9 protein-coding genes are annotated in these 12,837 nt (G+C 49.3%); 2 read left to right on the top strand and 7 right to left on the bottom strand.

Annotated elements, in window-relative coordinates:
* Positions 1-3: 3 nt before the first annotated feature.
* Together BN8899_RS08385 and BN8899_RS08390 are read left to right on the top strand one after the other, a co-directional pair.
* Complete coding sequence (locus BN8899_RS08385; protein WP_018338002.1) at positions 4-942, top strand: ribose-phosphate pyrophosphokinase; 939 nt, start codon at positions 4-6, stop codon at positions 940-942.
* Between the two features lie 113 nt (positions 943-1,055).
* Positions 1,056-1,775, top strand: coding sequence for a pirin family protein (locus tag BN8899_RS08390; RefSeq protein ID WP_018338001.1), 720 nt, complete (start codon positions 1,056-1,058; stop codon positions 1,773-1,775).
* Here the strand turns inward: BN8899_RS08390 and BN8899_RS08395 are convergent.
* The 7 genes from BN8899_RS08395 to BN8899_RS08425 all read right to left on the bottom strand — a co-directional run bounded on the left by BN8899_RS08395 (position 1,772) and on the right by BN8899_RS08425 (position 12,575).
* Positions 1,772-3,244, bottom strand: a complete 1,473-nt coding sequence (locus BN8899_RS08395; protein ID WP_065219075.1) for a sodium:solute symporter — start codon at positions 3,242-3,244, stop codon at positions 1,772-1,774. The two genes, BN8899_RS08390 and BN8899_RS08395, sit on opposite strands and share 4 nt — an antisense overlap.
* A gap of 53 nt (positions 3,245-3,297) precedes the next feature.
* Positions 3,298-3,621 (bottom strand): DUF2149 domain-containing protein, encoded by a 324-nt coding sequence (locus BN8899_RS08400; protein ID WP_065219076.1) that lies wholly within the window; start codon positions 3,619-3,621, stop codon positions 3,298-3,300.
* A complete protein-coding gene (locus BN8899_RS08405; RefSeq protein WP_065219077.1) occupies positions 3,618-4,220 on the bottom strand; it encodes a MotA/TolQ/ExbB proton channel family protein in 603 nt (200 codons plus the stop codon). The genes BN8899_RS08400 and BN8899_RS08405 overlap by 4 nt, the downstream gene beginning before the upstream one ends.
* The gene (locus tag BN8899_RS08410) at positions 4,220-4,918 is read right to left on the bottom strand and encodes a hypothetical protein (RefSeq protein WP_065219078.1); all 699 of its coding nucleotides are present in this window, start codon (positions 4,916-4,918) and stop codon (positions 4,220-4,222) included. Before BN8899_RS08410 ends, BN8899_RS08405 begins: the two co-directional genes overlap by 1 nt.
* A gap of 2 nt (positions 4,919-4,920) precedes the next feature.
* Positions 4,921-9,240 carry a cobaltochelatase subunit CobN gene (locus BN8899_RS08415; RefSeq protein WP_065219079.1) on the bottom strand — a complete coding sequence of 1,440 codons (4,320 nt, stop codon included), beginning with the start codon at positions 9,238-9,240 and terminating at the stop codon, positions 4,921-4,923.
* Positions 9,241-9,257: 17 nt separating this feature from the next.
* Positions 9,258-11,492, bottom strand: coding sequence for a TonB-dependent receptor (locus BN8899_RS08420; protein WP_065219080.1), 2,235 nt, complete (start codon positions 11,490-11,492; stop codon positions 9,258-9,260).
* 75 nt (positions 11,493-11,567) lie between these two features.
* On the bottom strand, positions 11,568-12,575 hold the full coding sequence (locus tag BN8899_RS08425) for an HmuY family protein (protein WP_018337986.1): 1,008 nt from the start codon (positions 12,573-12,575) through the stop codon (positions 11,568-11,570).
* Positions 12,576-12,837: the final 262 nt, after the last annotated feature.

The following is a 12,837-nucleotide window of genomic DNA, read 5'->3' on the forward strand; positions in this document are numbered from 1 at the left end:
GATATGTCAAATTTGCCCGAAATTAAAGTTTTTGCCGGAGAAAACAGCCATTACATCGCTGCAAGCATCGCTAGTTCTCTAGGGCTTGAACTCGGTAAAAAAACGTTTACGAGATTTAGTGACGGAGAATTCGTCACCTCTTTCGACGAAACGGTGAGAGGGGAACATGTGTTTATCGTGCAATCCACCTTCCCGCCCAGTGATAACCTCATGGAATTACTCCTGATGATCGATGCTGCCAAAAGAGCATCTGCTTACAAGGTAATTGCTGTAATCCCTTACTTTGGGTTCGCCCGTCAAGACCGGAAAGACAAACCGCGTGTTGCTATCGGGGCTAAACTTGTTGCTAACATGTTGCAAGCTGCCGGTGTAGACCGTATCATCACGATGGACTTGCACGCCGACCAGATTCAAGGATTCTTCGATGTCCCGGTAGACCACCTTTACGGCTCCACGATATTAATCCCTTACATCAAATCATTAGGATTAAGAGATTTCGCCATAGCCTCTCCTGACATCGGCGGTGCCAAACGAGCTAATTCATGGGCAAAATACTTCGATTCAGGCTTGATCATCTGTCACAAAACCCGCATCAGAGCCAACGAAGTTGCCGACATGAAAGTAATCGGGGACGTTGAAGGCAAAAACATCATCATCGTGGATGACATGATTGACACCGCGGGTACAATCTGTAAGGCTGCCGACATGCTTGCCGAAAGAGGAGCTGCCAGCGTGCGTGCAGTCGCCACCCATGCCGTACTTTCAGGAAAAGCATACGAGAACATCGAGAAATCAAAACTAACGGAAGTAATCTTCACGGATTCCATTCCGCAAAAACAAGAATGCTCAAAAATCAAGGTGTTACCCGTTGCCCCAATGTTCGCCGATACCATTCGCAACATCTACGAGCACAAATCAATCAGCGATCACTTCCTCATGTAATTTTATTGCATAAGATAATATAAAATGGCGCACGAAAATCATGCGCCATTTTTATTTTTATAACCTTTCTTAAAATCTCTCGTATAACATTTATATATCAAAAATGAAAGGTTATGAAAACAATATTACATAAAGCAGAGAGCCGGGGATTCTTCGACCACGGGTGGCTAAAGACCCATCATACATTCAGTTTCGCGGACTACTACAACCCGCAACGTATTAATTTCGGTGCCTTACGGGTTCTCAATGATGACCGAATCGACGGAGGCACGGGATTCGACTTACACCCGCACCAGAACATGGAAGTAATCTCCATTCCGCTAAAAGGCGACCTGGAACACCAAGATAGTCTCGGGCATAAGGATACTATCCAGGAAGGTGAAATCCAAGTCATGAGTGCCGGAACAGGCATCATGCATAGTGAATATAACCGGAATGACGACCGTCCTACCGAATTTTTGCAGATATGGGTATTCCCGAACAAAAAGAATGTCCCGCCCCGTTACGAGAATGCCGTGATTTCCGATCTCGTGCAACGTAACGAAATCAGTGAGATTGTATCCCCTTACCCCGGAAACGGCAAAGGATTATGGATTTACCAGCAAGCCTGGTTCTCCATTGGTGATCTGGATAAAAACGTGCTTCAAAGCTACAAAATGAAATCAAAAGATAGCCTGGGTGTTTATATCTTCATCATCGAGGGGGGGATCACGATAAAAGACTTGGAACTCAAACGCCGGGACGGAGTCGGCGTGTACGACACGGAAGAAGTTGAATTTAGAGCCACCGAAAAATCAAGAGTACTATTCATTGAAGTTCCACCATACCATTAATAAATACCCCCTACAGACTTCTCTCGATTCATTTGACGTCTTTCCCGGATAAACAATAACCCGAGATAGCAAAGCGCCCCGTTAAACAACAGAATCTCGAAACCGAACCTGTAACCGAAAAGAAGTTCCTCCGAATAACAATTAATCACGTATGCCACCACCGGGGAAAGCAAGCACACGAGAGGAATATATTTCTCCCGCACTTGGTAACGGGTCGTCAGACCAAAAGTAAAAAGCCCCAGCAACGGACCATACGTGTACCCCACGGCTTTAAAAAGAGCCGAAATCACACTGGAATTATTCAACTCCCGGAAAAGCACCACGACAAAAACCATCAACAAAGAGAACACCAAATGCACCCCCATGCGTTTCCGCTTATCCCGCTTATTCCGGGGATCAACCTTCAAAAAGTCGATGCAAAAAGAAGTCGTCAACGAAGTCAACGAAGAATCGACAGATGAATAAGCCGCCGCCGTGATCCCCAGCAAAAAGAATATCCCCGCCGTCGTTCCGAAATAATTCAACGACAGGAACGGGAACACGTCATCCGACTTCCCGGGCAACACGATACCTTCCCGTTCGGCATATATATACAACAAAGCCCCCAGCATAAGAAACAGCACATTGGTCACCAGAAAGAAAAACGAAAAAGTAAACATATTCGTCTTGCAATCCCGCAGCGAACGGCAAGTCAAGTTCTTTTGCATCATATTCTGATCCAGACCGTTCAAGCTCACGGTTATCGCGATTCCCGCCAAGAACTGTTTCACCGTGTTTTGCCCGGAACGCCAGTCAAAATCGAACATCCGGGAGAGAGGGCTCTCCTTCACCGCCGCCACTGCCGAAGAAAAATTGAAATCCAACGCTTCATTCACCACGGCAATCGTCAGCCCCACGGATATCAGGATACATACCGTCTGCAAAGCATCCGTCCACACGATCGTCTTGATACCTCCCCGCACGGTATAAATCCACACGAAAGCAATCGTGACAAACACCGTCACGGGAAAAGGAACCCCCACGGCATCAAAAAAAGCCAACTGCAACACGCCCACCACCAAAAACAAACGGAACGAAGCCCCCACCAACTGCGACACGATAAAGAAAAAAGAACCCGTCAACCGGGCTTTCTCCCCGAAACGGGAACCCAGCCATGAATAAATGGAAACCAGATTCTGCTTGTAATACAACGGCAAAAGCACCAGCGCGATCACGATATACCCCACGCAATTTCCCGCCACCAGCGCCAAATACGTCCAGTGAGTATTGCCGACCTCCCCGGGGATGGATATAAAAGTCACCCCGGAAAGCGTAGTACCGATCATCCCGAAAGCCACCAGATACCAGGGCGAATTTCGGTTCGCGGTAAAAAACATTTCACCATTCGCTTTTCTGGTTGTCACGAAGCCAACCAGGATCAACAACAGGAAATAAGCCAGCAATACCATTAAAACTACACTCGTGGACACAGACACTTGTTTTTAAAATCCACGACAAATATAGCATACTTTACGCTCCGTTTCTATTCCGGAACATAAATAATTTCGCCATTTTCAAGTTCATAAGCAATACCCACTTTCTTTCCCCTCTTCCCCGATTGCTCCTGATTTTCCGACGGTGTATAACGATTGATCTTTTCTCCCTCTTTCGTGATAATCTCCATATTCTCCTTCCCCGGATTCTTCACCATCGTGAAATCCTCCGTCGAAAGCATCTCCGTCATGTTATACCGCGTCACCAGCGCCACCATCAATGCCACGGCAAACACCATCGCCACGTCGAAAAGATTCGACACCGCACTGATCGGGTCATTATCCTCTTCCTTTTTCAACAAATTCCGTTTCATTTCCTCTCGTTTTTTTCATTCAACACCTCTACCAGGCACTCCAAATTCGTCATGTCCTGCAAATACCAACGTTGCTTCACCTGTTGCGTCAGAAAACCGATCGCACCCGCCACCAACCCGATCACCGTCGTGGCAAAAGCCACCTGCATATTGTAAGCCATAGAGGCAATATCCCCCGTCGACAACCCTACCAGCGCCGGACCCATCGGGATCAAAGTTCCCATCAACCCAAGAATAGGCCCCAACTTCGTCAAGGTCTTGGAAGTCGCCAAATCCTTGTCGGCAGCGATCTCGAAATTAGCCAGCAACCGTTGCACCTGAGCCTTGTTTCCCTGTTCCGCCAATATCCGTTTCATAAACATCACCACCAAAGAATTGCTCTTTTCCGGCAACTTCGTCCCGAAACTATCAATATTATCCACGTGCAACGTTTCCATTTGCTCCCGGATTAGCTTGTCCGTCTTACGGATAGAAACATATTGCCCGAAAAAACTCCCCACCAGTAGGAGTGAGCGGAAAAACAACAAAATCAACAACACGATAACAGGTACCAACAACCCTGTTGAAATCCAAAACATAATATCAGAAATCGCATTCATTATCTTCTCAATTTAAAAGTTAGTTTTCTTTTCATTACATACACCATCCATCCCACGATAGCTCCCGCCACGAAAAGTCCGACGCACCCGGACAATGCCGACCAATCCACCCGTGTCGTCCCGTCCACGGCAGTACGCCCGTTCACGGTAGCAATAATCCCCAAAACAGCCGCCAAAACATTGGTCAGGAAAAATAATTCCAGTCGCAACTCCGACTCCGGCAACAAGCATTTGATCAACCAGCGTCCCAATGGAATAAGCACCGCGACAAAAGCGGCAAACAACCAGGCGATCAACTCAAACGACACCCCTGGAAAAGTAAATATCGACTGCGTCAACCCGAAAAACAAAACCGGCAGTATCAAGACCCCCGGGAACCAGTATAACACCCGGTAAGCCCACATCATACGCCTTTTCACCGGGGAAAAATTCGCCACGTGAACCGACAACAGGCAAAAAGCCATCTGCAAAGACAACTCGAGCGTTAAAATCACGGAGGTATCCAACATCAACTGGTTATTGGACAACCAATCCGCGATCTGCGTCTTCGACTGTTCAATAGCATAATGCCACGTCAGCAACACGAAAACGGCGGCTATACCGGTAGCGACACACATCGCTACCGGTTTCCAGAAAGTCTGTTTCAACAAAAAATTAAATGCCGTCAATAAAATCAGAATCCAAACGATCGTATCCATGATTACATCCTGCTTTTACGTCTTTTCCGCATCAGAACAGCCAAACCTACCAATACGACAATCACCCCTGCCACAACCCACGGCGTGTTCACCTCGTTCGTGCGTTTCCGTGTTTCCGAGGTAATCTCGTCTTTCTTCATCACCACTCCTTGGGATTGATCCGTTGCCACTTCCCGCACCTCCTGAATACTATTCCGGTACTCTTTCGCCGCTTCGGGAGTCGCCTTGGAAGCAATAAAATCACGCAATTTGGCATTGTCACAAACGAACCCGGAACACGCCGGTTTATATTTCTTAATCAAGTCGGTGTGCAACTTCGACAAATCAGCCAATTGCTGGTCGGTCGCCTTCCACATCCCCTTTCGTGCAGTTTCCATCATCACCGCCGTCATCTCCTGCAAGGCAGCGGGACTCTGTTTTTCAAAGAAATCCTGTACCCCAAGGTTAAATTTATCCTTCACGTACACGTTATAAATCTCATCCCACATCTCGTTGTCGATCACCGAAGGTTTCATCACGTTCCACCCGTAAGTATTACGCACGATCTCGGCAAACCCGGCGGCAGAAGTAACCTCCCCCTTCATCTTCTCTTTAATATAAGAGGGATTGAAAATCGTGGTTCTCGACTCCACGCCAATAGCCTCCTTCACCTCCTGCATCCTATTATTATTCCGGTTGCGATAGTCACTGAGATAAGCATCCGGGTCTTTCCCCGTCACGTTCCGCACCGTCAGGTTCAATCCGCCCATAAACTCGAACACGTGATCCAGGCTCAACGCCCCCCACGTGTTGCTCTGCCGGGGCTGAACCACCACGTCCGTACGGGTCAGCGCCGCCTCGAAAGCAAACTGCTGGAACTTCTCCCAATTCTTCTCGCTACCGTAATATGCGCCCATGTTATTCAGGTAAGTCGCAGCAATCTCCGACTCGTCCTCCCAGCGGTCGCCGGCATCCACCATCCCCGTGATACCCGTCCCGTAACCGCCATTCGCACCCCCGAACACCCGGAATGTCGAAATCTCCCGGGCATCCTTCGGCGAAATACCCTTATCAATCAATGTCTTTTCCGCTTCCAGCACACCGGCTGCCACCTGATTCTCGTACTTGTCGTCTTTAGCAGCAGCAGCCATCTCCACCGCCCGGTTCACAAGGAAAAGGCGGGAAGCGGCAATATCACGCAACTGACCGGAAGTCTGCACGATAGCATCGATACGGGGGCGTCCCAATTCCTCGGAAGGAATCAATTTCAAATCGCTCACCCGCCCGAAAGCATCCCGCACAGGCTCCACCCCGAGCATATACAGCACTTGGGCAATCGTGGCTCCTCCCGTTTCGATAAACTCACCAGACCAAAGCGTGTAACTCACCTTCTTCGGGTACTCCCCGTCATGCCGCTTCCGGTACATCTCGATCGTGCTCTTTGCCAACTGCATCCCCTTCTCCCAGGCAGATTCCGTCGGAGTTTCCTCCGCGTTAATGGCAAAAAGATTACGTCCCGTCGGCAACGTATTCGGGTTCACGATAGGATCACCTCCCGGCGAAGGAGCCGTGTATCCGCCATTCAGCGAATGGATCAACGACTGCAACTCAGCGGCAGGACTCTCCTGTAATGCCCGCTTATAATTCGTCACGTTTTTCAATGTCCGTTCCACTTCCATGATCGCCAAAGCCTTATTCACCTCTTCTTTCGAGTACTCTTTCGATTTCTTCCCCATCATCGCTTTCATCATCGCACCCATATCCGTCTTCTCCTCTCCCGACTTCGTCATCGAGGCTTTTACCTTCTCGATCGCTTCCTTAGGCATTCCCATCTTTTCCGCCATCTTCATCATCTCCTCGGGCGTCTTGCCCTTCCCCATCTGCTTCATCATATTTTTCATCATACCCGACATCCCCTCTTCCTTCTGCTCCGTCCTCACCGCCGGTTGTTTCGTGGCAGCAGCCATCATCATAGCCATCATCCCCTTCGGGGCATTCCGGTCTGCGTCTATCTCACGGGCTTGAGCCAATTCTTCTCTCGTGATTCCCGCCACACGGCAAATAAAATCATCATCCGCCTTCTCCCTGCCGTTCAACAATCTTTCCACCAGCCTCTTCGCCGGGTCTAAATAACGATCGGTAAAAATAGTCTTCCGCTTCAACACCCCGGCATCCGCCTTTCCCCGCAACCGATCCAACCCGTACAACCCGTAAGCAATCGGGTCTGTCGCCATCGAGTAGACGGACGACTCAATCCGGGCTGCCTCGTAAGGGACACCCATCGTGTACAACTGCCCGGTGATCTTCTCTGCCGCCAACTCGTCGGCAAAATTCTCTATCTTCAAAAGTTCCTCTTCCGTGTAAGGCACCGTCAACACGCTATCCAACCCCAACTCCCGGTGCATTCCCAGCGAAACCGCCAACTCCTTCACCGCCAGCGAAGCCTTCTCCACCTCCTCCTGGTTGGTATCCCCCTTCTCCGGGTACAACTTCTGGTTATATATCTTTATCTTTTCCGTCAGATTCCGGTAAATACCCCGCACGTTACTCTCCATAAACGGCGGAGTCAAATAGGACTGCAACACCCCGTATCCCCGGCGTTTGGCTATCATGCCCTCGCCCACGTCGCCAATGGAATAGATGTAGAAGTGAGGTACGCTGCCCACCAGTCGATCCGCCCAATCCAAATCGCACAACGCCGCCTGCTTCTTGGGCGTAAACTCCAAACTCCCGTGCGTGCCGAAATGAATCATGGCATCCGCCTTGAAACCGTACTGCATCCACAAGTAAGCGGCAACATAAACGTGCGGAGGCGCCTCGTCCGTCCCGTGCACGATCTGGAAAGCATTGTCACCACCGCCCGCCGCGGGTTGCGGCATAATCACCACGTTGCCGAATTGAATCCGGGATATTCCCAGTTTACCGTCGGCAGTGCTCATGTACTCCCCCGGGAACTCCCCGAAAGCGGCAACCACCTCGGCATACTTCTCCGGGCGCAACCCCTGCTTCACCCAACTCTCGTACTCTTCCTTGGACACCAACAAAGGGTGGCTCTCCTTCAAAAAGCGATCTACCGCGCCGTCCGCGTAAGTCCCGTACACGGCTCCTTCCGCCATAATGATCTTCTCCAACTCCTTGGAACTCGCCGGAAGGCCATCCACCCGGTAGCCCTCCTCCTTCATCTTCTTCAACAGATTATACAACGAGGGCACAACTTCCATCCCCGCCGCGCTCATGGCGCTCTGTCCCGGACCCTTGTAGTAATAAATCACCACCCGTTTCTCGCTATTCGGCTTCTCCTTCAGCGCGAGCGTCCTTTGTATATTCTCCACGTATGTCTTCAGACGGGAAGGCACCGCGAAGGAATGCCGCAACCCTTCCTCATCCTGATATTGTGCAAAAAGAGCCGACGTGCGGATAGCCCCGTCTATCTCCGGGGTCACGATACTCTGGGACATAAAACCACCGGACATCCCCATCGGGTCACGTTCCCATTCCTCCACCAAACCATTCACAGTCAGTGGCGAAAACAGCAAAATATCACGTTCCTTCAAATAGTCCACCATACCATCGCCCAGCCGACCGTGCGCCATATTGATAATAGCATCCGGACTGATCTCCCGCACGAAATCAAGCAAACGCCGGAGCGACAGGATCGGGTAAACATTATACCCCACCCGTTCCAACGTATCGATCAATCCCGTGGCATCAGCCATCTGCCCCGTCACCACGATCTTCTTCGCACCCTCCTTGTACAACTTCCTGCTTTTCAAATATCCCTCGTACTCCCCGACAGACACGAAATCCAGTTCATCCCCGGGCTTATCCACATCAGCATGATACAGGATATCCGAAGCCCTCTCGATCGGTGCCTCCGGTTCGTCAACCGACATCTTCTTCCTGTCGATATTCTTCCGGATATAATTCAACATATTCCGGTAATTCCGTCTTCCCCCGCTACCCAAGTAAACCCGTATAGCCACTTGATCGACCGAATCGATCGTGCATATATTATTCGCCGGGTTCGTTGCCATCGACGTGTACACCGGAACACCCTTGTCCGCTGCCCTTTGTATCTGCTGCCGCTGCTCCTCCACGACGCGCAACCCCATCCCGTTCACGAACACCATATCGAAACCGGACAACCGTCCCAATTCCTCCACAGGAACTTCCTGCAATTTAATAAACGAGTTGTCATTCGCCTTCGCGATGCCTCCCATCGTCATCGTTTGGAAATTCACGAACGCGATCCTGGTGGTTCCGAACCATGTATTATACCCCCACACACCCAACAAGATCACGATCAAAAGACAACCTAACGCAAGCCATTTCTTTTTCATCAGTCTTCTTTTTTTATCGATTATAATTTAAATACATCCGCCAAATTCACGGACAACGTCCCGATCACTCCGATTCCCCGTTGCGGGGTCACCGACTGATCTGCCGTCACGTTCTTATCCCTGAAATCAAACAAGTTGTCAACACCCGCGGTAAAACGTATTCCCCTCGGGAAACGAGCCCCGAGATTCAACGTGCAGAACGTCCGACCGTCATACTTATTCCGCACGTAACCTCCCGCGCTATTCTTGTACCACGTTTCCACCGACGACATCCACCGCCCGTTCACCGCCGCCGACAAAGTGACCTTCCCGAACGTCTTGGAGTAATTCGCCGTGAACGTCACGCTATGCGGGCGGTCGCTCGCTGTGTTATAACCATCCACCTCGGAATGCGCATCAATATACGCGTAAGCTCCTTTCAACATCAACCCGTTCTTGAAACGGAATTGCGCCATCACGTCCACACCCGTCCGTGTCGCATCGTCCGCATTATAATACTGTTGATTTTCCCCGTCAGGAGCCGTCCCCAAGGCGATTTCGTCAAAATACCGGGTATAATACCCCGACACGGAACCGTTAAAAATCCCCTTTGTCACCTCCAGGGATAACGTACCCTGGTGGCTGATTTCCGGTTCCAAATCCTCGTTACCAAGAATCATAAACCAACCGTTACCCCCCATATCATACTCGCTATACAACTCTTTCAACGAGGGTATACGGAATCCCATCCCGTAACCACCCCGGGCTGCCAACACCCCGAACTTATACATCAGGGAAATCTTCGGGCTGGCATGGAAATCATATTTTGAATGGTAATCCCCACGCACTCCCGCCAGGATACTGAACTTATCGCTCACCCTGAAATCTTCCTGCAAATACATCACGTACGTCTGGGCATCGAACTTCTTGCCCGACCCATTATCAAACCAGTAATGTTGCAAATTTTGCGTGTTCACCTCGATACCGGCGGTCAACGTGTGTTTCTCGTGTAAATACCCCGTGTAATTCAACCGCACGGTATTCGTCAAATCACCGAACACCTTCTTCACTCTTTTAGAATTATCTTCTTTCTTCTCGTAATTCTCCGTCACGTACGAGAAATCCAAGATATGATCGTCACTGATAGCGTAATACACCCGCGGGTTAATAGTATAGGTAGAGAACACGTCCTGCACCTTACCTTGCTTATACTCAAGCACGTGATTATTATAATAAGTACCATTCAGCGACACCCGGAATTGCTCGTTAAACGTGAAACTCAACTTCTGGTTCACCTGCCAGATCTCGAATCCCTTCACGCTCGTTATTCCCGTTGACGAAGTATCCGTAACCACGGAATCCTGCCCATGCGAATCCACGTAATGCGTGTACGCCACTTGTCCCTCTTTATCCTTCAGCGCGTAGGCATCCCGTGTACGATAAGAAAACGACGTCAATGACGAGAACCTCCCCTGCTTTGTCCCCAGGGATAAAGAATACTTGCTCTCGTCGTTCGTGCCGTAACGGGCGGATACATTCCCCGTGAAAGGACGATTGGCATCCTTCGTGATAATATTCACCACCCCGCCCATCGCCTGCGAACCGTACAAAGTAGACATCGGACCTTTCACCACCTCAATCCGCTCCACATTATCCATATCGATTAAAGTATAATCGATATTATTACTGGAACCTTCCCCGGCGATACGTTCCCCGTCCATCAAGAACAACACGTACCCCCCCGCAGATCCTTGAAATTTCAATTCCGGCAAACCCGAACCGTGCGCCAACCCGAATTGCAATCCCGGCATCTCGTATTCCAATAAACTCTGAAAATCCAATGGATTGATCTGCGCGATATCCTCTCGCGAGATCACACGAGTAAGCACGGGCACATCCTTCAACGGCTTCATCGTGCGGGTTCCCGTGATTACCACCTCATTCAAAGAATTATCCGTCGGCTTCAACGTGAAGCGGAACAAACTGTCCACTCCCGGCGTCACCTCCTGTTCCCGCGGGGTGTACCCCATGAAACTAACCCGCAATACACATTTCTTCTTCGAGGATAATTTTAATGAAAACTCCCCCTTTGCATTCGTTCCCGCCCCCACGACAGTCCCCTTCACCCACACGGAGGCTCCCGCCAATGGTTCGCCTTTCTCGTCCGTCACGACTCCCTTCACTTCAACGGAAGGAGCCTCATTTGCATTCTCGTCCGCGAACAAACACGGCAACGACCAAAACATCAAAAACAATAATAATAATCCGTTTTTCATCTATTTCCACTTTACGGCAAAAACCGTAAGGGAAGATCAACTTCTCCCTTACGGTTAATGAATCATGAACAAAAATTATTTTAGAGGAAATTCGTAATCAAAAGCCGCATAAACCGTCTTATCGTCATCGTTAGAATAATCCGTGAATCTGATCTTGGCATATTCCCCATCAGCCGTCTTCACCACGAACACATTACGATTCAATTCGTAAGTATACGGGGGCATTGAACCCGTGGGTGTAGCTGTCACCCAGCCACACAACACCTCGTTCAACTTCGTGGATTGATATCCCACGAACCCCTGTTGCATCTTCGACATATCCACCATTACTTGATGGTCGTCCGTGTCAACCGTAAAATCCATCCCGGTAATTGAAGCCGCAGTCACGGAAACCAGATCCGTCGTGTTCAACTTCACGGCAGCCCCGCCATTGGTCTTAATATCATATTTGTGGAACGCAATATCCCAGTCAAAAGAAATCTCATCACCATCCAACACGTAGGTCTTATTGTCCCCAACCGTTGCCGTATAAGTCCCGGAGAGGGCAAAAGGCATTCCTTTCGGTTGAAAACTAACCGTAAGCACCGCTTGCGTACCTTCTTCTTTTCCTATCGTCCCACTAAAAGACACATTTTCCAATATAACGCCCCCACTTTCGATCTCTGTCGGCGCTCCTGTCAACACCCACTGGGCACTTCCTTCTTCCACTTTCGCTTTCGCAGAAAAAACAAATTTCGATGCGGACGAACCACTCATAGCAAGTTCTATCGTATCCATGGAAATTAACACCGTATCTTTAGAAACCGTTGAAATAATTACTTTCACGTTCTCCGTCGTTCCCACTCTGGGAATCACCAAATCTCCCTCATACATCCCGGCAACTCCACCTTCCTGTGATTTCACGTTCAATGTCTTCGACATACCCGTTTCAAAATCAAAATAAGTCCATGACTCATAAGCAGCTGCATTCACCACAACAGAATTTCCGTCCCAGGAATCACCATTGTCATCATCAGAACAAGCCGTAAAACAAACCGCACAAACCATCAGCCCCCACGCAATAAACTGATTCATCTTTTTCATTATATTTAAAATTTTAGTTTAACAGACTATTTAACGCCACAAAATTAGAACGGCGATCACCCCCATACAATCCCTAAAAATGATGAAAAAACGTACTTCCTGTCATCTATATCGGGTATCGTCCAAGTACTACCGAGAACAAGCAAGAATACCATTTCAATCAAGGTTTACTTCCGGTTCAATTCCGTGAGAAACGCTGTAGATTCCCTGTAGATTCGCTGTAGCAACGCTGTACATATACAGCGTTGCTACAGCGAATCTA

It is taken from the genome of Butyricimonas sp. Marseille-P2440 (assembly GCF_900091675.1).
GTDB lineage: Bacteria > Bacteroidota > Bacteroidia > Bacteroidales > Marinifilaceae > Butyricimonas > Butyricimonas synergistica.